At 39.5% G+C, this 23,855-nt stretch carries 19 protein-coding genes; 8 read left to right on the top strand and 11 right to left on the bottom strand.

The window, feature by feature from the left end; translation table 11 throughout:
* Positions 1-59: 59 nt before the first annotated feature.
* Positions 60-1,358 carry a metallophosphoesterase gene (locus IE199_RS15930; protein WP_189772507.1) on the bottom strand — a complete coding sequence of 433 codons (1,299 nt, stop codon included), beginning with the start codon at positions 1,356-1,358 and terminating at the stop codon, positions 60-62.
* 62 nt (positions 1,359-1,420) lie between these two features.
* On the bottom strand, positions 1,421-4,219 hold the full coding sequence (locus tag IE199_RS15925) for a TonB-dependent receptor (protein WP_189772505.1): 2,799 nt from the start codon (positions 4,217-4,219) through the stop codon (positions 1,421-1,423).
* 322 nt (positions 4,220-4,541) lie between these two features.
* Between IE199_RS15925 and IE199_RS15920 the strand changes: the two genes are divergently transcribed.
* The 4 genes from IE199_RS15920 (at position 4,542) to IE199_RS15905 (ending at position 8,903) form a co-directional block, all read left to right on the top strand.
* The gene (locus tag IE199_RS15920) at positions 4,542-5,453 is read left to right on the top strand and encodes a GGDEF domain-containing protein (protein WP_189772503.1); all 912 of its coding nucleotides are present in this window, start codon (positions 4,542-4,544) and stop codon (positions 5,451-5,453) included.
* A 1-nt stretch (position 5,454) separates the two neighbouring features.
* On the top strand, positions 5,455-6,456 hold the full coding sequence (locus IE199_RS15915) for a helix-turn-helix domain-containing protein (protein WP_189772494.1): 1,002 nt from the start codon (positions 5,455-5,457) through the stop codon (positions 6,454-6,456).
* A gap of 117 nt (positions 6,457-6,573) precedes the next feature.
* On the top strand, positions 6,574-8,412 hold the full coding sequence (locus tag IE199_RS15910) for a M61 family metallopeptidase (protein ID WP_229854770.1): 1,839 nt from the start codon (positions 6,574-6,576) through the stop codon (positions 8,410-8,412).
* Between the two features lie 71 nt (positions 8,413-8,483).
* Positions 8,484-8,903 carry a hypothetical protein gene (locus IE199_RS15905; RefSeq protein ID WP_189772490.1) on the top strand — a complete coding sequence of 140 codons (420 nt, stop codon included), beginning with the start codon at positions 8,484-8,486 and terminating at the stop codon, positions 8,901-8,903.
* 149 nt (positions 8,904-9,052) lie between these two features.
* Here the strand turns inward: IE199_RS15905 and IE199_RS15900 are convergent, their stop codons facing one another.
* The 4 genes from IE199_RS15900 to IE199_RS15885 are packed head-to-tail and all read right to left on the bottom strand — an operon-like array spanning position 9,053 to position 15,905.
* Positions 9,053-11,488, bottom strand: a complete 2,436-nt coding sequence (locus IE199_RS15900; protein ID WP_189772488.1) for an ABC transporter permease — start codon at positions 11,486-11,488, stop codon at positions 9,053-9,055.
* Positions 11,488-13,893 carry an ABC transporter permease gene (locus IE199_RS15895; RefSeq protein WP_189772486.1) on the bottom strand — a complete coding sequence of 802 codons (2,406 nt, stop codon included), beginning with the start codon at positions 13,891-13,893 and terminating at the stop codon, positions 11,488-11,490. Before IE199_RS15895 ends, IE199_RS15900 begins: the two co-directional genes overlap by 1 nt.
* 28 nt (positions 13,894-13,921) lie before the next feature.
* On the bottom strand, positions 13,922-14,623 hold the full coding sequence (locus IE199_RS15890) for an ABC transporter ATP-binding protein (protein WP_189772484.1): 702 nt from the start codon (positions 14,621-14,623) through the stop codon (positions 13,922-13,924).
* Between the two features lie 10 nt (positions 14,624-14,633).
* A complete protein-coding gene (locus IE199_RS15885) occupies positions 14,634-15,905 on the bottom strand; it encodes an efflux RND transporter periplasmic adaptor subunit (RefSeq protein ID WP_189772482.1) in 1,272 nt (423 codons plus the stop codon).
* Between the two features lie 188 nt (positions 15,906-16,093).
* Between IE199_RS15885 and IE199_RS15880 the strand changes: the two genes are divergently transcribed.
* Positions 16,094-16,768 (top strand): cytochrome b/b6 domain-containing protein, encoded by a 675-nt coding sequence (locus tag IE199_RS15880; RefSeq protein WP_189772480.1) that lies wholly within the window; start codon positions 16,094-16,096, stop codon positions 16,766-16,768.
* Between the two features lie 58 nt (positions 16,769-16,826).
* On the opposite strand, the gene IE199_RS15875 is transcribed toward IE199_RS15880, so the two are convergent.
* From IE199_RS15875 to IE199_RS15860, 4 genes are all read right to left on the bottom strand, one after another.
* Positions 16,827-17,297, bottom strand: a complete 471-nt coding sequence (locus IE199_RS15875) for a c-type cytochrome (protein WP_189772478.1) — start codon at positions 17,295-17,297, stop codon at positions 16,827-16,829.
* 289 nt (positions 17,298-17,586) lie between these two features.
* The gene (locus IE199_RS15870; RefSeq protein WP_189772476.1) at positions 17,587-18,846 is read right to left on the bottom strand and encodes a sensor histidine kinase; all 1,260 of its coding nucleotides are present in this window, start codon (positions 18,844-18,846) and stop codon (positions 17,587-17,589) included.
* Positions 18,846-20,192: a sigma-54-dependent transcriptional regulator gene (locus tag IE199_RS15865; protein ID WP_189772474.1), complete on the bottom strand. Its 1,347-nt coding sequence runs from the start codon at positions 20,190-20,192 to the stop codon at positions 18,846-18,848. The genes IE199_RS15870 and IE199_RS15865 overlap by 1 nt, the downstream gene beginning before the upstream one ends.
* Before the next feature lie 41 nt (positions 20,193-20,233).
* Positions 20,234-21,172 (bottom strand): LysR substrate-binding domain-containing protein, encoded by a 939-nt coding sequence (locus IE199_RS15860; protein ID WP_229854768.1) that lies wholly within the window; start codon positions 21,170-21,172, stop codon positions 20,234-20,236.
* A gap of 144 nt (positions 21,173-21,316) precedes the next feature.
* Between IE199_RS15860 and IE199_RS15855 the strand changes: the two genes are divergently transcribed.
* The gene (locus tag IE199_RS15855) at positions 21,317-21,469 is read left to right on the top strand and encodes a hypothetical protein (RefSeq protein WP_189772473.1); all 153 of its coding nucleotides are present in this window, start codon (positions 21,317-21,319) and stop codon (positions 21,467-21,469) included.
* A 91-nt stretch (positions 21,470-21,560) separates the two neighbouring features.
* Positions 21,561-21,863: a YciI family protein gene (locus IE199_RS15850; protein ID WP_189772471.1), complete on the top strand. Its 303-nt coding sequence runs from the start codon at positions 21,561-21,563 to the stop codon at positions 21,861-21,863.
* Between the two features lie 3 nt (positions 21,864-21,866).
* Here the strand turns inward: IE199_RS15850 and IE199_RS15845 are convergent, their stop codons facing one another.
* The gene (locus IE199_RS15845) at positions 21,867-22,772 is read right to left on the bottom strand and encodes a LysR family transcriptional regulator (protein ID WP_189772470.1); all 906 of its coding nucleotides are present in this window, start codon (positions 22,770-22,772) and stop codon (positions 21,867-21,869) included.
* Positions 22,773-22,858: 86 nt separating this feature from the next.
* Here IE199_RS15845 and IE199_RS15840 point away from each other — a divergent pair, with 86 nt between their 5' ends.
* Positions 22,859-23,821, top strand: coding sequence for a peptidyl-alpha-hydroxyglycine alpha-amidating lyase family protein (locus tag IE199_RS15840; RefSeq protein WP_189772469.1), 963 nt, complete (start codon positions 22,859-22,861; stop codon positions 23,819-23,821).
* Positions 23,822-23,855: the final 34 nt, after the last annotated feature.

The raw sequence follows: 23,855 nt of genomic DNA, 5'->3' as shown, positions 1-23,855 counted from the left end.
CAGCGTTTGGATTATCGCGTGTGGTAGATGGCAACAATCCAAACATCTACTTGAAAAGGTTAATGCCTGGCTTGGAAAGTAAAGTCAGCTTCATGGTGCAACGCACCACTGCCATCGTTAGGCGTAGTATAAAAACTTACACCGAGTTGTTCTGTTTGATGGTTGATCTCGATATGAGCAAACCCCCAAGCAAATGCTTTGTTCCATAGGAGTTCATACTGTGGATAGGCTTTTTCTTGAAAACGGGCTAACGGTGTATGAACGCCACGCATTTTTGAGGCTGCACCACTAATGATAAGGGGGAGAGCAGGCTTGCCTTGTGATTCTGGGTACAGTGAACAATCGTCAGTTAACAGTTCTAAGTCGTGCTCATGGCCAGCAATGTAAGCATCTGCGTATTGGCATAGGCTGGGCATAATTAATCGTCTTAAAACATGACCTTCATCGTATTTAGTGCCACCTATTGACCATAAAATATGATGTCCGTAGACAATTTTCCATTTTGCCGTAGAATTTTTTAAACCTGCCTTTAGCCAAGCAATTTGTTTTTTATCTTCGCCATTAATTGGCGTTTCATGTCGTTCAAAGTCTTCTAATTTGGCTGAACCATTGGCTAACGCGGTTGATAAGTCACTTTCACTGCCATCTGGGTTTAGCGGTATTTCATAAAATGTCTGACCGGTCAGTAACATGTTGGTATCGAGGACAAAAAACTCTATATCTTGGCCTTTTTTTCCTATGGTATAGCGGTAATAGCCTTGACTATCCATATGAAAATTTGGTTGTTTTTGCATCCAGGCTGTTTGTAGTGCAACACCTTTTCTCGATGTTTTCCAGTCATGGTTGCCCAAGGCCGAATACACTTTAAAATCCGCTTGTTGATTTATTAGTGGCAGTAGCGGAGCTAGGATTAAGTCATTCATACGCTTTTGATCGTCTTTACCATCGTTAGCATCTGCACCATCAGGATAAATATTGTCACCAAGCTGGATACCAAATTCACACGACTTTTGTTGGCAAAGTGTCGCCATGGCCACGCCTACAGGTAGAGCACCGCTTTTTTCTGTTGCGATATTGGTGTTGGGGTAAACATGAATTGGCGCATGACCAAACTCTTCGATAGGGCGGTATTCAGCTAGCCAATCTTCGCGCTCAGCTTGAATAAACTCCGCTTTTGTTTTGGGATTGTTGATATGTTTTTGTTTGGGATAATCAACACTGTAACCACCATCGCCAAACGCAAGGAAACTGGTGATCTTGGGGGTATTGGCGGAGTTAGTGTTTTCTTTATGGATTGTGGAGCAGGCCGCAATGGCCAATGTTAGTGGTAAAACGCAGTGTAGCGGGGAAATTTTCATTGGTATTTTCTCAACAATGGGGATGCACTTGCGTAGCTGCAGCCCCATTGATATCTAGCAAATTATAAAGAGTTAATCGTGATACCTAGTTCAAAAGAACGTCCGTATTCTTCGTACTGATAATTAAAGTTTCTGTGGCCATGGTACAAATACATTGGCTCATCAGTTAAATTAACGGCGTTAAAAAATACGTTAATGGTGTCAGTAAGATAATATTTAGCACTGATATCTAACTGCAGATGATCATCGCCATATACCGCGACACCACCATCGTCAAATTGATAACTCTTACTCTTGTAGCTGGCGCTTAATCGAGTGCTTAACACATCATTTTCAAAACCAATAATGGCATTGGCAATGGTGTCTGATTGATTGGGCAACTGGTCATCTGTATCGACAAATGTGCCATTTAAACCAAGTAATACACCAGAATCGAAAGACTTATTCCAGGCTAGTTCTAAACCTGTCAAACTCGCTGAGCCACCGTTAACTTGTTGAACAACTTCTTTAAAACCGTCCCATTGACCATTATCTTGAACTTCAGCTTGTTTAATGTAGTTATCGATATCTTTATAAAATAGACCAGCAGATAACACACCAATTTGTCCTGGGTAGTATTCAAGAGAAAAGTCGATATTGGTTGATTCCAACGGCTTTAATTGTGGATTACCCACTTCCGCTTTACGTTCAGATTCAACCACGCCATCATCTTCTGTGATTTCATTTTCAATAAGCTGAAAAGCGGCAGAGTCTGAAAATTTTGGACGTGCTATGGTATTGGTATATGCAAAACGCGCGACCCATTGATCATTTGGGGTGTACTTCACGTTTAAGCTTGGTAAAAGATGATCATAATCTTGTTTTACCTGCCAAGGCGTCACGTTAACATATTCGTCGTCGTTTACATCGTCGACAACCAATTCTACTTTGTTACCTGTGGTATCAAACGAGGTATCTTCGTAACGTACCCCTGTAACGATATGCCAGTTATCGATGTCTAATGTCACCATGGCATAAAGCGCGCTTATATCCTCACTACTTTGATAAGACTGGCCTAAGCTATCGATTTTAGTATCTAAGGTGTTTATTTCTAGGTTAGAGCGGTTGCTGTTAAAGAATTGGCGAATACCTTTTTGTGATAATCCAGGGCCAAAATTGCCTAAATCCCAGTCAACAGTTGATGTTGAAAATTGTTGAGCTGTTGCATCATTAAAGCCACCATCAAAAACAGTGATGTTTGCGCGATTAAACTTCTCGCGACTACGGTACTTACCACCAAATTTAATTGCACCATTATGATTGCGCCAGACAAACTCTTTAGTGAGATCTAAACGAAAGCTAGTTTCTTTATCTTCAGATAACGTGTCTTCAAGGACAATTTCATCAAATTCGAAGTTGTTTAAATTATGAGCATTAGCTGATTGGGTCAAGCGAGGGATATCACCTGCACTTTGATAACCCATGGTAATTTCTTCACCAGCAAAGCTAGCATCGATGCGATTTGGTTGCTCTTCACTCGATTTTGAGTAACTTGCTTGATACTCGATTAGCCAGTCGCCAATAATATTTTCACCACCGGTAACCGCAGAAAAAATTTCCTGCTCTTCATAGCGGTCTTTGGTATCACGGTCCATCTCGGCATCTTCAAACTGAGCGCTTGTATCAGTAGCAGAACTTGCCAAAATTAACCCTTTGTCGAATTTGTATTCGTTGCGTTGGCGATATTCATCATCAGAGAATTGGCTGTATAGTGTGCGCAAGTAGTATTTGTCGGTAGCCGACGTCACTAAATCAAAGTTAACCGCCGCACCTAAACGCTCACGGGTAATTTCATATGCTCGTTGCTCTATTTCTTCTGCGCCAAACTGTTCTACATCTTCACCGGTATTTAAGTCTTCAAATTCAAACTCGGCCCAGCCACCATCGGTTTCTACGTTATGTGAGCCAAACTTGCGTTCAAACCAAGAAAGTGCGGCGGCAACACCTAATTGGTTGTTGCCGCTCAGATCAAATACATCACTGTAACTACCTGATAATTTAGGGCTGGTGTCACTAGTAAGTTCGTTATAAGAGGCTTGACCGGTAAAGCTGTATGATTGTCCTGCACGGTCAAAAGCACTCAAACTTTTGACTTCAATGGAGCCACCAACTGCACTGGCGTCCATATCTGGAGTCACCGTTTTACTTACTTCTAAACTTTGTATAAGTTCACTTGGAATGACATCCATGGCAACACTGCGAATGCCTGCTTCTGGTGATGGCACATTGGCACCATTAATCGTTACATTGTTCAAGTTAGGATCAATGCCTCGAATACCAACAAAACGTCCTTCACCTTGGTCGCGCGCAATTGAAATACCTGGTAGTCGCTGCAAAGCTTCTGCAGCGTTTTGATCGGGTAATTGTCCAATAGCATCAGCGCTAACAATAGAAGTTAAACGATTAGCATTCTTTTGACGGTTCAAAGCGCCCGCTTGTCCAGCACGTTGGCCATAAACAATCATGTTATCCATCGACGAAGACTGCTGGCGTAATACATATTCATTGTTGTTCACAGCACCATCAGACACTGTAATGACTTTTTCAACTGTTGCCGCGCCTAAGTATTTAATTACAAGGGTGTATTGACCTTGTGGCAAATTAGCAAAGCGAAATGAACCATCGCGATTACTAATTGCAGTTAAATTCAGTTCTTTAATGGTGATTTGAGCGCCTTGGAAAAAGACACTTTTGTTTTCATCCGTAATTTTACCTTGGATTACCGCTTCATTCGCTAACACTGAATTGGCGTTAATGGCAGATAAACACGCCAGCGCGATTAACGATCGCTTCAGCGTAGTCGCTTTGTTTGATTTGCTCATGTGTGTTCCGAAGTTGTTATAGTATTTTTGTGCGAGCAAAAACTAATGTGCTTAGATGACAAAAATATGTCAGTTACAGGTTATTGGTGCGAGAAAGCTATCAAAAAAGGTTATTTTGACGCGCATTTGTATTCGATTGAGCCGAAAAGACCCCCTTAAATTCGAATAATCATTCCCAAATGCTTAATTGCTGGTGCAAAACATAAATAATACAAAAAAACATGGTAAAAAAGTTGTCACTTTACTGAGCTAAAATGACCCTTATGTCATCAAGTTTTTGCCTCTAGGCTCAAATCAAGCAAATCGTTTTTTTGGAATTTAAATGAATTTTTCTTACCTGAAGATGCATACAAAATTGTTTGTTATCTTATTTTTGGTGAGCAGTACTACCGTACTTTTTACTTTCTATCATGGGCAGAATAAACCCTTGAGTTATGCCGATTGGTACGATGTGGCAGGCGAAGCTGGCATTACTTTAATGACCTTGATTTGGATCTTTTTTACCTTAGCCAGTCGTCCATCAGGAAAAGTGACAAATATGTTATTTGGCGGCTTGCTACTTACTCATGTGTCAATGTTGTTAGACCTAATTGACGAATTCCTTACATATCCGGCATCAAGTGCATGGTTAACAACAATAGAATCAATACCTGCTCCTTTTGGCATGGTGATTATGTCGGTAGGGCTGTATTGGTGGCATCAAGAACAGCATGTGATAAATCAACAACTTCGAAAAACAGAACGATATTATCGTGAACACAGTTACGTTGATTTTGTTAGTGGTTTATACAGTGCTGAATATATGAAAATGCAACTGCAGCACGAGTTGAATTACATCACAGGAAATCAAGGTACTTTTAGTCTGCTGATGTTGGATATTTGTCAGTTTTCGAAATTTAATCATAGGTTTGGCGCTGTTCAAGGCGATAATCTATTGCGAGAAATAGCTCAGCTTGTGCAGATGAATATTCGCAATGGCGACCTTGCATGCCGTTTTGCCAGTGACCGATTTATCGTGTTATTACCGCAAACCCAACTCCAAGGGGCAAATACTATCGCAAATCACATTCAAACCGCGATTGCGCATTTAGCACATAAAAGTGGCGAGACGACCAAGGCGATATATCCAAGTATTGCGATTTGTGCCAAACAATATGGTGGTTTGCACAGCTATCAAGATATTTTGGCTGACTTGAGCCTATCGTTAACACAACAAAAGCGAAATGCGGCTTAACATGACCAAGGTATTTGATACACAAGAGCCGATATTTAAAAGCCATCATTTGGTGGTAGCACTTGTTGATTTAGGCAAACAAAGAGGTATTCATCCTGACAAATTGTTAAAAGGAAGCCGAATCTTTTATGACGATTTAGTGCGTGACAATATTACGCTTAGTTATCAACAAACTGAGCGAGTCATCCAGAATATAACTAAGTTGTCATTAATGGCTGATGCAAGCTTTTTGGTTGGGCGTAGATTATTTCCCAGTCACCTCAACGAAATAGCACCAGCGTTACTAAACTGTGAGAATGTCACGGCTTTGTTTAGGGTGATGTATTGCTTTCACTCTTTGTTTTTCCCGTATATTAGTGTGCAAGTTCATCAAGACCAACAGCACATCTACTTCATTCCGTGGACGACTATGTCCATGGAGAACAATGAGGTGAGCAAATTTTTAATCGAAGTTTGGCTGGCGTTAATGGTGAGTGTCATGAAGTGGCGCCTCACACAAACTCCGGACTTTGATTGTGCGTTTGCTTTTAGCCAACCAAAACATGTCGAGCAATATCAAGCTAATTTACCGGGTACTATTCAATTTGATCAGCCTTTGACAGTGATTAAATGCTCTTTAGGCTGCCGTCAGTTAGCTTGTGTCGAAAGCAATGTCAGTTTAAAACGCTATCATCTTTCAAATTTAAAGCGGGTTCGCCAATACAGTGTTATTCAGTTACTTACTTCGTTAATTTTACAAGGTAAAGTCAATACACTTGAGCAAGCAAGCGAGTATGTCGGGATTAGTCCTGCCACGTTAAAACGTAAACTCAAACGTTTTGACTGCAACTTTCAAACACTGTTAGATTCAGTGCGTAAGCGTCAGGCGGTATTTCAAATATCGTATTTAGGTTACACCAATGAAAAAGTTGCTCATTGCATGTCTTTTAATGATATTCCTAATTTTCGACGTGCCTTTAAGCGATGGACAGGTATGACTCCTAGTGACTTGCGACAGATATAGCAGCATTGCTCTTGTTGAACGAATCAAAATTGTAAATATTTTGTACTATGCGTTGTATTGATGCACTAGTTCTGCGTACACTTGCACAATTACATAATAATAACGATGGATATCCTGATGAAAAAGCTTACCGCAATTAGTTTTGCTGTGCTTAGTGCAACTTGTATGGCTCAAGGTAAAACTAGCTATCAAGTATCGTTTGATAACGCAGTGCACCATGAAGCACGTATCTCCGCCACCTTTACTGGTATCGAAAACCAAGTACTCGAAGTGCAAATGAGCCGAGCTTCACCTGGCCGCTATGCGATGCATGAGTTTATTAAAAATGTCTATAACGTTACTGCGGTAAATAGTGTTGGCCAGCCTTTAGAAGTAACTCGTGCTAACCCATATCAGTGGCAAATAGCAGGGCACGATGGTGAAGTTACTTTAACTTATACATTATTTGGTGATCGTGGTGATGGTACGTATACACAAATAGACCGCACACATGCACATTTAAATATGCCGGCTACGTTTGCTTGGGCAACGGGTTTTGAACAGCTTCCTGTTGAAGTGGAGTTTCGTCCATTTAATCCTAAGTGGAAGGTAGCTACACAATTGCCTCAAGGTGATAGCAAGTATGCTTTTACTGCGCCTAACCTGCATTATTTTTTAGATAGTCCTACAGAGTTAAGTGACCATCAAGTTCGCGCTTGGGATGTTGAGTCAAATGGCAAAACACAGACCATTAAGCTGGCGTTACATCACGATGGTACTGAAGAAGATCTAGACAAATACACGGAAATGGCCAAAGCGGTAGTCAACGAGCAAATCAAAGTATTTGGTGAGTTACCAAACTTCGATTACGGCGAATATACCTTTATTGCGTGTTACCTACCACATGTAAATGGTGATGGTATGGAGCATAGAAACTCTACTATTTTGACCAATACTAAGTCGTTAGATGAAGGTGAGTTTTCGCAACTAGGCACCTTATCGCATGAATTCTTCCATGCATGGAACGTAGAGCGTATTCGTCCAAAAGAACTTGAACCGTTTAATTTTATCGGCGCTAACATGACACCTAGTTTGTGGTTAGCCGAGGGTTTTACCACGTATTACGACAGGTTAACCATTAAACGTGCCAATGAAATGAAAGAAGGCAAGTTTTTGAAACATTTAGGCAGTATTGTTGATCAAGCCTACAACATGCGCGGGCGTTTATATTTGTCTCCTGAAGGAGCAAGTAAAATGGCGACATTCGTTGATGCTGGTGTTTCTGTGGATCGCACTAACTATTCAAATAACTATTTTAGCTATTACACCTACGGTAGAGCGATGGGGATGGCGTTAGACTTAGCTATTCGTGGCAATTTCCCAGGCAAGTCACTAGACGATTATATGCGCCAATTATGGATAGATTTTGGCCGCAAAGAAATTCCTTATACACGAGAAGATGCCTTAGCGACATTAGCTAAAATTACTGGTGATCAACGCTTTGCTGAAAAGTTTTTTGCCGATCATATTTTTGGTCAAAGCAAAGTAGATTTTGCTGCGCTATTAGCACCAGCGGGTTTAACAGTAAAACAAGTTGATGATGAAAGTCCGTATTTAGGGCATGTAAACTTTAACTTTAATGGTAATGACGCCATTGTAAGTAACTCTATTTTAGTGAATAGCCCGCTTTATCAAGTTGGTATTGAGAAAGGTGATCAGATTGTTAAACTTGGCCGTAGAACAATAAGGTCGCAGTCGCTATGGAACAAAGCGTTGGAACAATTTAAGCCTGGTGATGTCACAACTATTGAGTACATTCAACGTGGTGAAACCGTGAAGAAACAAATTACGTTTACCACTAACCCTAAAGTGAAAGTGGTTAAAATGGATGACGTGTCTGAGCAACAACAACAGTTCTTAACGGATTGGATTGGTGAGGACAAAAAGGATGAAACGGAAAATGCTGACAGTTTGTAAGCATTAGCTGTAAATGAAAAAACAAAAAGGGCTCGATAAGAGCCTTTTTTACAAACGAAAAGGAAAACAAGGTGTATACACAAGAACAAATTGAACAGTTAACTGCAGAGTTACGTTCAATGTTGGGCGACAATATCACATGGAAATATGAAGAGCGCTATGGGGTGATGTTGAGCGAGTTTGCTCAAAATAAATCCGATGGGGTTTTTGATAAACTTTCGCCCATGTTCCATTTTCAATGGGATTACAAAGCGGCTAAGAAATTACCCAAAGTGTTAAAAGACGAACTCAGAGATTTAGCACGAGTTGGCCGAAAGCAAAAATTATTATTAATTCCCAAACAAGACAATACTCCGGCAATTGCAGCTTTTTGGTGGCCCTGGGGGCATGGTGGTACTTACTCACTTCGTCTGAAAGTGCTGGAAAACAGTATTGACGCTGAAGATGTCAAAGAAAAACACACGGGTTTTTGGAGCCGTCTTTTTTCTTAGTCTAATTAACGGTGAAATAGTTTTGTCACCGAAAAGGCCAAGCAATTAAATGAAAATAACATCACTAGACCTTTCTCGGTTTAGTGATGTTTGTCCTATAAATTATCTTTTATTCAAATATATCGATAATGCGCTATTTGAAAGTATCTTTACTCTTCTATTGCTCTTAAACACTTGATGACAGGGTTAGATAGATATTTTCTTATAGGTAGGTAACAGCCCAAAAGGGTAATGCCAGTAACGGTAGTTGCCGTCGCAGCAACCCACACAATGGTATGAGTATTTATCAGTTGATTGAGTTGCTCACTAAACATTAAAAACAACAATGAACTTGCCAATACGCTGCCAACCAAACCTATCAGAAGTGCATTGACACTGTCTTTAAATATCATTGATAAGATATCACCACTTTTAGCGCCTATAGCTAGTCGTGTTCCAATCTCATATCTACGCAGCTGACTTGAATAACTTAAAATACCGTAGAGACCTATTATTGCTAAAAATAGAGTTAATATCGTTAAGCCGCCAGTTACGGCAAGGGTGGTGTATTGTATAAATAAAAGTCGGTTTTTATCGTCAATCATTGGCGCAACGGCACGAATGGTATAGTTGCTTGAAACTGAACGCACAACTTGTAATAAGTCTGCTTTTTTCATTGGATTGTCGGTTTTAGTTTTGAGCATTATATTTGCTCGTTTCCTTTTATCTGGTACGTATGCTCTTGGCGGCATTTCACGATCATTTGGTAGGTGTAACCCTTGCACTATACCTATGATGCGATAATCTCGTCCCCAAAATCGCACCTTTTTATCTAATGCATTTCCGGCCGGTGCTAGTAAGCTAGCCAGTTTTTCGTTGATGATCATTACCCATTCGCTATCAAGAATCTGTTGTTCTGTAAAATTATCTCCAGCTATAAAAGATTGACTTAACATAGGAAAATACCCATCGTCGACTAGCTTTACCTGAGGTGTATATTGCTTGTTGTGTTCAACATCTAGCAGTGGGTAATTACCAAACCAAATAAGTGGCGACAATGAAATAGTTGATTTTGCGATTTCTGGATGCTGATTTAACGCATTATTGATATTAATTAAATCGTTGCGTAAAGCCTCAGGCGCAGTTTGAGTAGGGTTAGTCTCAGCCAACCTTAACTGCCATAGGTTATCAACTGATATGCCTATTGGCTGTTTGATCGTGCGATAGGCCTGATTAAACATGGCTAAGTTAATAAAGATCAATGTTGCCGCAATAGTGATCTGAGTAGCAATTAAGCTTGTTCTAATCGACGCTTTAATTTGTATACCGCTACCTTTACCACTTTGACTTAATGTATTTCTTAGCTGGTGATAGGGGACTAATTGACGACAGATATAGGTAAACAGAGTATTTAGTGTCAATAAAACGCAGAAGCTAAAGCCGAAGGAAAACCAAGACAAGGTGAGCTCGTTTGCTCTTGGCAACACCGAACCTAAATATTGTTGAAGGAGATAGAATCCTAAATAAGCGATCGCCAAGACAAAGGGTAATGAAATGAAAAGCAACAGGCCATATTCAGAGAAAAGTAAACTAAACACCTTAAATTTATTTGCGCCGATTGCTGCGTGAATAGCAAGGTTGCGTTGTTGTTCCACGGTACGCGACATAAATAAGTTTGTGATATTAGTCATGGCAATGAGAAAAATACCTAAACAAGCAAAGAACACGTAATAAATAAGCTCTGTTTGGCCTTGGTAAATTTCATTGCTTAGCTCAACTAGGGCAACTGATATTTGCCAGTGTTGAAAATTAACATGATTGGCAAATTCTTGTTGCCACAAGTCGCTTTGTTGGCGGTTTAATTGATTCTCCAAGCGTTTGATATTTGCTTTATCGTCTGTTTTGATTAACACGTTAACGGCGCCATCAATAGAGGAGAGATCTCCCCAGGCCATTTGTTCTGTCCAATTGTAGTCCCAAGTCAACCAGAGCTGCGTTTTGCGGCCTAGATTTTTTACTTCTGGCTCAACAAAACTGGCCGCTAGTACGCCAACTATAGGGTGGGAAACTCCACGAATATCAATGCTTTTGGACAGTATATTTTGTTCACCTGAAAATTGTTCTTGCCACAACTGATGAGAAATAATCGCGCCAGGGCTGAAGTTATCCATGTTTTGTTGAACGGTAAAATTATGGCCTAAAGTAAATTCAGCACCTAATAAGATAAACCATTCAGGGGTTATGTAGCCGCTATCAATAGTGACCGGCTCTGAAAGAGAGGTGATAACATCTGTAGTGAGGTAGCTCAATGCCACCTCAACGTTTTTATCATGTTGTTTATATAAATGTTTAGCAGCGGGATATGAAAATCCTTCACCAACAAAGCCACCTTCTTGATCCATCATAGATTGCTTTGCCACATATAAATTGTCCATATCTGGATAGGGCAAAGGTTTTACTAACATCAGATAAATCAGGGTGGTCGCGCATAACAAAGCCCCCAAGGTAATGGCTATCGTAGCTATCACATTGACGCTGAACATAGGGTGGCGCTTAATTGCTTGCCACGCTTGTTTTAATTGATAACCCTGAGAAGTTAAAGCCATTATTCATCGCCCCTAAGGCAGTGTATAACAGGTTGTTTTAAATACTGTTTTACAGGTAAATAGCTGGCAATAAATACTATAACGCTGACAATAACAAGACTCATGACAAACACCCAAATAACCTGTGGGTTGATATATTCGTTAAGTAAATCTTGATAAATGTATATCCCTAAACAGATGAGGACGATGTTAATGAAAAGTCCCAGTACTAATGGTTTTACGTTTTCGCCACAAACCAATTTTATAATGTCTTGTGTTCGTGCTCCTATGGCAATTCGAGTACCAATTTCAAAACGACGCATCTCACTGTTGTATTTCAAAATGCCGTATAGTCCGATAGAACATAGCAATATAGTAATAATAATTAATGCCAATGTAGTTGATGTTGTTGTTTTAGTGGCAAACAGACGATTGTTTTTGTAATGCTCAATTGGATGATAACTAAAAATATTAAGCTGTGGGCTAACTTGATTAGCGATGGTTAAGATAGCGTCACGCGTTAATGTTTGATTTGGTTTTGTTTTAATTAAGAGCGCGTTTCTTGAAGCTCTGGATAAAAAGTAAAAACGAGGCTCTGGCGCTTTTTGTCCTGGCACTATGATGCTTTTTACCACACCTACCACTTCGCTTGATTGGTTAATTCTCATACCAATGACATTGCCATTGGGGGCCATTTTTTGTGCTAATAAATCATTGACAACAATACCCCTCAACTCCTCAGTACGCTGTTTGTTTTGCACGTTTTCACCAGCAATTAATGGTTGACCTATTAGCGCAAAGTAGTTTTCGTCAATGTCTTTAGCGCGTTCCGAATATTTGCGTCCTGATTGTTGTTCGGTAAAAGCTAACATAAAAAACGCAGATGGACGTTGTGATTGACTAACGCCTGCAACATTTGGGTGTGCAGCTAATTCTCGAATGAAACTTTGCATCACATCATCACTCATTCCCTGATTAGCACTAGGCAGAGCCATCATCAAGGCATGAATGTTTTCAGTTTGGTATCCTAAAGGTTTGTTCATCACTTTATAGGCGTCATTAAACAGAATACCGTTGGCAAATACTAAAAAGATGGCAATCGCAATTTGGCTAGTGATTAATACTTTACGGGTTTTTGCTGATACTTGTACTTTTGTACCTTTGCCACTGCTTCTTAGCGTGGTTATCAGCTGGCGATAGTTAGTCACACGTAGGCTTAGTGCGATAAAAAACACAATTAGCAGCATTAAAATGACTAGCGATACGGCAACCGAAAATAAATTTAAACTTAATTCGGCTGCTCGGGGTAAATAGCTTTCTAAATAAGCTCGAATTAGGTTAAATCCTAACTCAGAAACTAACATGCTCAACACTAGTGCTAGCGTCAGTAAAATCAATGCTTCGGCGACGACCATGGACATAATGCCTGAGGTTGGCGCCCCCACTGCGGCGTTTATTGCAAGTGTATGTTGTTGTTGAACGGTGCGTGCTAAATACAGATTAGCAATGTTAGCTATGGCGATAATCGCTAATCCCAATGTGCCTAATACCAATAAAAACAATAGCTTTTTGTTATCTTGAACCAGTAGTTCACTCAGCGGCGACGTGACAATATTGATTGCCCAATTATCAAAAAAGTTATGTTCAGCAACCTGTAGTTTCCAATTATCATTAATTAATCGAGTTAAACGTTCTGAAGCTTGTGTATGATTGATGTTTGTTGGCAACTTACCGACAAAGGTCAGTGAACCATCGTCGTTACCCCAGCGTACTCGCTCTGATTCCGGTACTGAATTAAAGTCCCAAGGAATAAACAGGGCAGATTTCACCCCAGGTGCGGCTAAATTTAGTTCGTTGAATTCTGGTGATATAACTCCAATAATTTCGAAGGTTTTTCCAGCAAAACTAATTTTGTATCCGATAATATCTTCACGTCCGTTGAACATATCCTGCCAAGTTTGATGACTCAACACGGCAACGGGATGATAGCTATCTACTTTTTCACTTTGCTCAAAGGCACGACCTAGCTGCATAGGCGCTGCAAAAATATTAAACCACTCTGGTGTAACGTAGGAAATTTCGACAAATGGCTTAGACGGCTCAGACGTTAGAATGTCAGCGTCAAGGTATTGCATAGCAACTTGTGAAAACATGTCATGATGTTGATACAAATGCATTAAATTTGGATATGTAAAGGCTCGTCCATCGACTTTTTGTTCGCCGTTGATCAGTTGGTGTTCAACATAAGTTAATTGCTCCTGATCAGGATAAGGCAGTGGTTTATACAGCATGACAAAAGCTAAAGTCAGCGCGCATATTAACGCACCTAAGGTTAAAGCTAATGTAGTAACCACAGCAAAACTATAACTTTTGTTATGTTTTAAGTTTTTAAGTGCAAGTGCAAGATGAAATAAAAAGAGTCGCATCACTGATCCCTAATTTTTTAGATAATTGTTAAGCTGTGGCTTTTGTTAAAGGTGCGTGTAAAACTTTACCGTCAAGTAATTGCACCTTTATTCTTGCCATATCGGCGTATCTAGGGTCATGGGTCACCATACAGATGGTTGTCCCTTGCTTGTTTAGCTCTTCAAGTAAATCCATTACCTGATCGCCAGCTTTTGAGTCTAAGTTACCCGTTGGCTCGTCAACTAGCAGAATGCTTGGATTGGCAACTAAAGCCCTTGCAATAGCAACTCGCTGTTGCTGACCGCCAGATAATTGATTTGGCTTATGACTGATACGGTGTGATAGCCCCACTTGCTCTAAGCGTGCTAATACCCTTTGCTCTATTTCTTGGTTGCTGAACTTTTGGCTATGATAGCGTAAAGGTAAAGCGACATTGTCAAATACGCTAAGTTCATCGATAAGGTTAAACGATTGAAAAATAAATCCAATTTTCTCATTTCTAACTTTGGCAGCTTGGTTAAGTGTTAATGAGGTTACATCATGTCCTTCGATAAAGTATTTGCCAGAAGTGGCAAAATCTAATAGCCCCATAATTGACAGCAAGGTAGATTTTCCACAGCCAGAAGGACCAGAAATTGAAACATATTCACCCTGATGTATGCTCAAACTGATACCTGATAGGGCGTGGGTTTCTAATTCTTCCGTTTCAAATACTTTTGTTATTTGCTCGAGTTTTAGTATTTCGTTCATGTTCAGGTCCTTAATTTAGTGCAATTTCTGGAGTTTGGTAGTTGGTTAAATCAGTTAAAATAAAACTTTCGCCTGGTGCAGCACCATGGGTAATAGCGACATAGCGCGACGTTTTTTGGCCAAAGATTATATCTACGCGAGTGGCTTTGTTTTGATCTTGGTCGAGGCGGTACATCGCCTGTTGGTTTTTTGCTTGTATATTGGCTGGACGCTCGATATAAGCAACATTCGTTAATACATCAGTAATTATTTCTGCATCAACGTTTTGTTCAGGGCGCATGTGGCTATCAAGTGTTTGGGTAAAGGTAACGTCAATCATCACAGCGTTGTCTCTAACTATGGGATCAATGCGTGATACCTTGCCAAGAACAATAGACTGACGTGTATTTACCTCAACTTCTTGGCCGATTTGAATGGCGTTAGCTTGCGATTGAGGTACTTGAATTTCGGCAATCAAATCGCTGGTACTGCCAATTAATGCAATCTCTTGCCCAGGGTTAATGCTTTGCCCTAAGTTGACAGGTAGCCTTTGCAAAATACCGTCAAATTTTGCGATAACATCCAGAGCATTTAATCGATCTTGAGCATTTTTTACGGTATTTAACTGTTGGTTAATTCTTTCTTTTTCTATTAACAGCGCCTCTTGGTGTACTTTCTGTAAGTGTGACAAGCTCTGTTTAGCTAGGCTAATCCTTGTTTTAAGTTGTTTTTCATTAAGTTGCGACTCGCGAAACTTTAAACCTGAGACGATACCTTGCTTAAAAAGCTTTTCTTCAGCTTCTCGCTTTAAACTTGCTGCTTCAAGCATAGCTGCGTATTCAGCGATCCTAGCATTTTCACTGATCACTTCTCGCTGTTGATTGAGCGCAAGCTGTCGAGAGTTGGCTTGCAAGCTATTGAGTTGTTGTTGAGCGCTGGACAGTTGGTATACCAATTCAGGGTTTTCCAATTTGACTATCAAACTGCCTTGAGTGACTACTGCACCAGGTTTTAACACGATTTCTTTTACTGTTGCGCGAGTTAAGGCGGTAATAAGCTCTTGTTTATGTGAGACGAGTTTGCCGTAGCCGTCAACAGAGACTCTTAAATCGCCTTGGTTCACTTGTGCAATCACTAAATCTTTCTTGTTCAAGGTTACCTGATTGACGCTTTGCTTAACCAAATAAACTAATAACAATGCAAGTAAAATAATAAACGCGATCGCTATGCGTTTTACTGAGTTATCGCTAGCTTGCTTTTGCTTTACAACATCCATAATAAAAAGATAAATAAATTGAATCACAATGTAACTTTGCGAAAAGCATGCCAAAGAAAATATGTCATAAAAACAATGGATTGAATGTTTTTGAAATTTGGTTAGTAGGGCATTAGTTCGAAATCGGACAACTTAATTTCGAAATCAGACTGGTTTATAATCTTGCCTTTAACGCGCTTAACTGTACTATTTACTGAGTTTTAACGAGGGCAGCAATGAAGCATTATTTAATTTGGGATTTACCAACGCGCATTTTTCACTGGGGTCTTGTGCTTTGTTTATTAGGGCTTTGGTACACCGCTGAGTCAGAAGGTGAATATATCGATCTTCATATGAAGTTAGGTTATGTCGTTATTGGCTTGTTATGTTTCAGGTTGATTTGGGGCATTATTGGTACCCGTCACGCACGATTTATGTCGTTTGTACCTACGCCAACTAAAATTAAAGCCTATGTAAAGCGTCCTAGTGATTATCCTGGACATAACCCGCTTGGGGCTTTGATGGTATTTGCTTTGTTAGCGCTTGTGTTAGTGCAAGCATCAACAGGGCTTTTTATTGATGATGACATTTTTAGTGCTGGGCCATATAACGGGGTGTTGAGCAGTTCATTAGAATCGTTGATGAATACTATTCACCATAACGGATTTGATTTGATTTTAATCGCCGCTGCTATCCATATTTTGGCGGTGGCTTATTACTGGCGAGTCAAAGGTAAAAATTTAGTTAAACCTATGCTTACCGGCAAAAAGAGTGAGAAGGATGTGCGCTCTGATGATGCAATTAATCACTCAAAACTACTTATCGCATTGTTCGTGGCCGTTGTTGTTGCATTATTTGTATACTGGTTGGTGGTATTAAATGCTCCAGTAGTGGAAGAGTTTTACTATTAATCGCTCTTTAACACAAAAAAAAGCGGCATAGCCGCTTTTTTTATAAGAATAATCGCTATTAGTCTTTCTTGAAGTTGTCGTGGCAACCACCGCAAGTTTTACCTACGCCGCCAATTGCCTTTTTAATTTCACCTTCATTACCTGAAGCGGCAACTTTCATCAAATTGGCTGATGCATCTGTTAAATCATTAATGTGCTTTTCAAAGCTCGCTCGGTCAGTCCAAACTTTATCTAATGCTTCAGTATTGGTTTTAAATTTTGACGTATCTAATGCAGTGTAGTCACCGATCATTAAAGATAATTGGTTAATGCGTGTTGCGTGTTTTTCTGCAAGTTGAGCATCAAATGGCACTTTGCCTCTTGCCATGCCACCTAGTGGGCCCATATTTGCGCCTAATAATTTAAACACTGCTTGTCTGGTTTCCGTTGCTCTTGCAGCTTGCTTTTCTGATGAAGCAACTTGTGCACTTGCTGAAAATACCATGAGTGAAACAGCACTCACTGCTAATGTTTTGGTTAATGTTTTCATTAATTGCCCTTTAACTAGTTTTCGTTATTTCCTTTATTATCGACCTACTATCTTAGCGATTTTATAAATTATGCCTAGGGGTACGGTAATAAAAGTTGTAACCGACTTTATCGCAAGCCTAAGTGATGTTAGTTCGTTGTACATACAAAATAACAAGTATTTCAACGTTGCTTTAGTTATCCAACAAACAAAATCGTATCATATATATTATTGTTAAATATGGATTATATTAAAAATAGTCCGAAAACGGACTAAATGTTCCCATAATCGAACCGTTCACTAATTAGTCTTATTGTTGGTTTTGGACGGGTAATACCATCAGTATGGTAACGCCTTTATCACTATTATTGTGAAGCTCAATGACACCGCCATGCTGTTCGATAATGTTTCGACAAAAACTTAAACCGATACCTTGGCCATCGGCTTTAGTGGTGAAAAGTGGTACAAAGGCGTTATCTAAATTGGCAAATCCGTGGCCGTCATCAATAATTTCAATTGCAATATGTTGGTCTTGTTTTTCTATATTTATCGTGATGTTTTTCGCTTGTGCCTCTTTCGCATTTTTAATCAAATTGATCAAGACTTGTTCAAAAAATGTGATGTCTACCCAAAGTGAACTAACTTGCCTATTGCACTTAATATTTATATCGGTAAATAAATTTGTAAGCGCTTTAAGCATCAACTCAAAATCGGCAACTTGTTTATTTAGTTCAATTTTTTTCGATAATGTAGAATAGCGGTCGACAAAGTTTTGTAGGTGTGAACAACGGTCGGTGATCACTTGCAGAATCTGTTTATCACGTTCAACCAGTGATTTCTCTGCTAGCGTTTCTGCCATAGACGAAACAGGTGTCAGTGAGTTACGGATTTCATGACTTAACACTCTGATGATTTGTTGCCAAGCCTTAAGCTGGTTCTCTCTTAGCGCTGACTCGATATCAACAAAAATCAGTAATAGATTACTTTCACCGTTATCGTCAAATTCGCTATGTTTTATCTGCCACTTGCCCGGCATTTGCTCTAAATACCACTGACCACCTTTGTAATTTAGCCCCAAATGTTCAGGTGTTGCATTGCGATGAACTTGCCACGGCTGACCAAATAATTGATAAAAAGCCTCATTGGCAAATGATAGTTGTTTACGTTGGTTAAACACTAAGATCGGCGAAGCAAGTTGCGAAATAAGCTGATACACCAAGAATATATGCTGGTCGTAACGAGATTTTTGCTGCTGTAATGTGCTACTTAATTCGTTTAATTGATGATGAAACTCTTTTACTTTTCCTTCAGGAAAAGATGATTTTGCAAACTGGTTAAAATCTTCTTGGCGGATAGCGTCCAAATGTAAACTGGCACGGGTAAAGGCACGTAGCGATCTAAATTTAATAACAGTGATCATCCACCAGACAAACATCCAATAAAAAAATTGTGTAACAACAATAGCTTGCCAACCGTCAATGATCTTAGTGGTTAATAAGCCCAAAAAGACAGCACCGGGTATGGCGAGTACTAACGAAGTAAAAGATAAATATTTTTCTAAGGAGCGCATCAGGTTAATAACTCGTACTTTTCAACTCGACGATACATAGACGACTTGGTCAACCCTAATAGTTTAGCGGCTTTAGGAATGTTGTTATCGGTTTGTTTTAATGCTTTTTTCAACAGACTTACTTCAGCCTCGTGTAATGTCATCAAAGGTAATTCGTTTGCAGGGGCACTAGCAGTTAATCTTAAGTCATTATCATCTATAACATTGGAAGAACATAAAAGAACGGCTCTTTCAATTAAATGACTCATTTCCCTTAGGTTGCCTGGCCAATGATAATGGCGTAATGCCGACTGTGCTTGTTTGGTTAAGTCGCAGAAATCCTTGTGGTATTTACGGCAAAACTTTTCAATAAAATAGTGTGCTAGCGGGACAATATCCTCTTGTCTCTCTGCAAGCGAAGGTACTCTTAATTCGATGGTGTTTAATCGGTAATAGAGGTCTTCTCTAAATTTATCTTGCGCGATCAAGCCGGCAAAATCTGCATTGGTTGCACTGATGATTCGACAGTTGGCAGTTTTGGTTTTGCTTGAGCCAAGCACTTCGTATTCACCGCCTTCTAATACTCTAAGTAACTTCATTTGTTGTGACATTGGCGTATTTGCGACTTCATCTAAAAACAACGTACTGTTATCTGCAAGCTCAAAACGGCCAATACGAGAAGACTTAGCATCGGTGAATGCTCCTTTAACATGACCAAACATTTCACTTTCGAATAAAGACTCAGCAATAGCGCCCATATTTACTGAAACTAAGGACTTTTGGTTACGAGAGGAATGACAATGCACGAACTTGGCTAGCTCACTTTTGCCTGTTCCATTGTCACCAGTTAACAGGATATTAGCATCAGTTTTTGCTACTGTTTTTAATTGATCAAGTAGTTGTCGAATGCATGCTGAGCGCCATTGATATTGCTGTTCAGGTTGCTCCGCTAGTTGTTGCTTTAAGCCAATGTTCTCTTTTTCTAGTGAAGAAAGTGATAGTTGCTGCTCAATCACATGCAGTAGGTGTTTATTTTTCCACGGCTTTTCAATAAAGTCATTGGCACCTAATTTCATTGCTTGCACAACAAGATCAACATTACTCCATGCTGTCATTGCCACAACTGGCGTTGTGAATTTGTTTTGTTGCATCCAGCTTAAAAATTGAATACCTTCGTCACCTGACGTGGTGTCCATGGTGTAATTCATATCGAGTAAAACTAGCGCTATATCATGTCGTTTTAGTTCTATTTGCGCTATTTGTGGGCTATCAGCTTCTACTACCTGATATCCGTGTTGCTCTAATAATACAACCAAACTTAGTCGAATATCTGCTCGATCGTCTATTACCAAAATACTTGTATTCATTATCAATTTACTCAGTAACTGTTAACTTACATCCTAGCAAATCACACGCCAGCATTACATTTTGAAATGGTATTATTATCTTTCGCTAGCTCTTGTTTGAGCCAATGAGTGAATACTTTTATTCGTTTCAAACGTGGTGAACCACCGTCGTAGAGTATAAATCGTTGCCAGTCAAAAGGATGTTTAATATTAAAAGGGATAACTAGTTGTTGGCTGTACAGATACTGTGAAAACAGCTCGCTGGCGGCCAGCGTTATACCATGACCTGCTAAAACAGCGCTCAATGCTAAATCGCTTGAAGTAACTTCAATTTGCTTTTTGTCATTGTGGTAACCCTCGACACCAGCGTGCGCAAACCAAGATTGCCAAGTGACTTCGGACTCATTAGCCAAACTGATTAATTGAAAGTTTAGCAGGTCACTTGGTTGTGTTATTTTGCCAGAAGCAAATAGGGCTTTAGAGCAAACCGGGTAGGCGCTAATGGTGCCACTTTCTTCAATTACTAGGCCATCACGTTTTACTGTGTCACTGTTGCGGCTAAAACGAATGGCTACATCAATGTGTTTCTTTTTTAAATCTTCTATGGCATTTGAACCGAGTACTCGAATGTTAATGTCTGGATAAAGCAGTGAAAACTTGTATAGTTTAGGCATTAACCATAAAGAGCAAAAAGCTTGTGTCGAGGTAATGGTTAAGTCGCCGGCGATGTCTTCACATTGAATCGCTTTTAATCCGGTAAGTATTTGACTAAACCCTTGAAGACAAGCTTCATAGAGAATGTTTCCTTGTTTGGTCAAATACATGCTGTGACCCGAACGGAAAAACAGCTTCACCCGTAATTTGTCTTCTAATAAGCGCATTTGTTGGCTGACAGCTGCTTGTGAAATAAATAACTCGTCCGCTGCCTTACTATAGCTCTGATGTCGAGCTGCGCATTCAAAAGTGTGTAGCGCATTCAACTGCTTTAATCGAATATCCATGACTATATGCCTCTTTTAATCCCTTGTTTTGCGTTACATGGTCATAATATAAGTTTGCCTTATGTTTTAGATTAATTCTTATCGTTGGATATGTAAATTTAATACACAGAAAATAGATGAAAACCTAATCATAAGGACAAGGCGATGGAAAGTAATGCTGCACCTGATATAAATAAAAAACTATTGATAGAGAACGCTATAAAAGATCATGAGGTTAAATATTGGCTAAAACAGTATCTAAAAGTATTAATTAGGGCACAGGCAGAATATTGGAATCTTTGGGTTAACTTAAAATAACATTAGGTTATGTAATGTGCTAAAGAAGGCAAGAGAACGAACTGGCGTTTTATAGTCATAATATATTAATATATTTTCTATAGGACATTAGATGACACTTGTTAGCAATGAAGGAATTAAAATGTTTGTTATCTCTTTGACATACTTGGTTGAACGTGAACAAGTTTTACCTTTTTTAGAGGAACACTACCAATATTTGGACAATCACTATGAGCAGGGCGTGTTTATTGCCTCTGGTCCAAATGAAAGTAAAAATGGTGGCGTTATCATTGCTCATAAAGTTACACGTGAACAGGTAGAAGATATCATTCAACAAGACCCTTTCATCAAAAATAATCTTGCCTCTATAGAGATCATTGCTTTTGAACCAACAAAGGGGAAATACGCAAAATAAATGCTATTGCTCATTTATGGTTGTCGCTAAGAAGGATAGAAAAACTTCGAGCTTTGGTGAGTCTTTCATTTTACCGTGATAAACAGCGTGAATAGTTTGGCTGCCCCAATCATAGTTGTCCAATATAGGGATTAGTGATTTGGCTTTAACTTCATCAATTACTTGATAATCAAAAAGCCTCGCAATGCCCATTCCTTGGCGACATAACGACTTGATGATGGCGTAATCATTACTTTGTAAAGTCGTATTTAAGGATAATTGATGTTTTATTTCCTGTTGCTCATAAGGCCATTGGTTTAACGTTTTGTCGTGTTTAAACACTAAGCATTGATGTTTATTTAATTCCGTCGGTAAGACAGGGCAGCCAAAGGCCTTAATATATGAAGGACTAGCAACTAAAACTCGTTGTGCTTTAAATAAGGGGCGACTTGTTAATTGTGAGTCTTCCAATTGGTTACTGCTTCTTAGTGCTAAATCCAAATGCTGTGAGGGTAGCTGAATAACATCGTTAGACAGTTTGATATCCAAGTGGATTTCTGGAAATTTTTCGTAGAAAGCCATCAAGTGGTATTCAGCAAGGTAATTTCCAATGGAAGGCGTTGCTGTCAACTTTAATACTCCTTCTGGCTTACTTTCAAATGCTGCAACCTGCGCTAAGGTATTATCAAGGTTAATCAGCTGCTGTTGTGCTCGTTGAAATAACAGGTGTCCAACATTAGTAAGCTCCAGCACTCTAGTCGAGCGGTTTAAAAGTCTCTTACCCAACTGTGATTCTAATCGTGCGATGGCTTTGCTCACCGCGGGACCTTGTACATTTAACTTGTTCGCTGCTGCCGTGAAGCTATTTTCTTCCACGACGGCGCAAAACACCTTCAATAGATAAAACAACTCTTTTTCTATTGTTTCCATTTGGGAACTTCTCTTCTTCATATATGGAGCTTTATAGGAAGTATTATGCCCTTGATAATGGTAATGACAATATAAGGAGAGAATAAATGCGTAAATTAATAGCCACCGTTGCTTTTGACTTAACGATTAAACCTGTCAGGGGGTATTTGCTAATAGCGATGTCGATATTCATGATGGCGCAACATAAAACGACAAGCGCCAATGAAGTTGAGTTTACGAATGTTAATTTAACCTTACCTGAAAACTGGTATTTAGGTGAAGTTGCCGGACTTGAGTTTTTACCCTCTGGGGAGATGGTTGTCTTTAATCGTGGTGAACATCCGTTACTCATTTTCAGTGCCACGGGACAGCTGAGTAGGGAAATTGGTGTGGGACTGTTTACTACACCACATGGCTTATTTGTGGATAAAAATGGTGACATTTGGACGACTGATCAATCAACTCATCAAGTTATTAAGTTTGATCAAACAGGTGAAGTTAAACTGATTTTAGGCCGCAGAAACTCACCGGGAAGCGGCTGGTACGATAATGGTTATCAATTGCTATTGCTTAATGCTCCGAGCGATGTTGCCTTAGACAGCAAAGGGAATATTTATGTAGCTGATGGCGGAAATTTTCGTATGGTTAAATTTGATCCAGGCGGAAACTTTGTCAAAGCTTGGGGTGAAAAAGGAAAGGAAACAGGTCAATTTAACTTCCCACATTCCATTCATATTGATCATAAGGATACACTTTATATAACCGATCGCCAAAATGCTCGCATACAGCTATTTGACACCGAAGGTACGTTTTTATCTCAATGGCAAGATATAGGTTATCCCTATGAAATTGAGGGATATGAACAAGGTTCCGTAATGATTACCGATGCAAGAACGGGAACCATTAATAAAATTTCTTATCAAGGAAAACTGCTGGAAAGATATGGGGAGTGGGGTAAAAAACAAAATCAGTTGGGCTTTCCTCATGGTTTAGCGGTGGATGATAAAGATGGCAAGGTTTATGTCGGCGAATTACTAAACTGGCGAATTAAGACATTCCACTTAAAATAGGCTTGTTAGTTACCTTTCAGCCTTGCTCAATTGA

It is taken from the genome of Thalassotalea marina (assembly GCF_014656435.1).
Lineage (GTDB): Bacteria > Pseudomonadota > Gammaproteobacteria > Enterobacterales > Alteromonadaceae > Thalassotalea_C > Thalassotalea_C marina.
The sequence above is the reverse complement of the archived record's forward strand: the minus strand, read 5'-3'. Positions and strand labels throughout refer to the sequence as shown.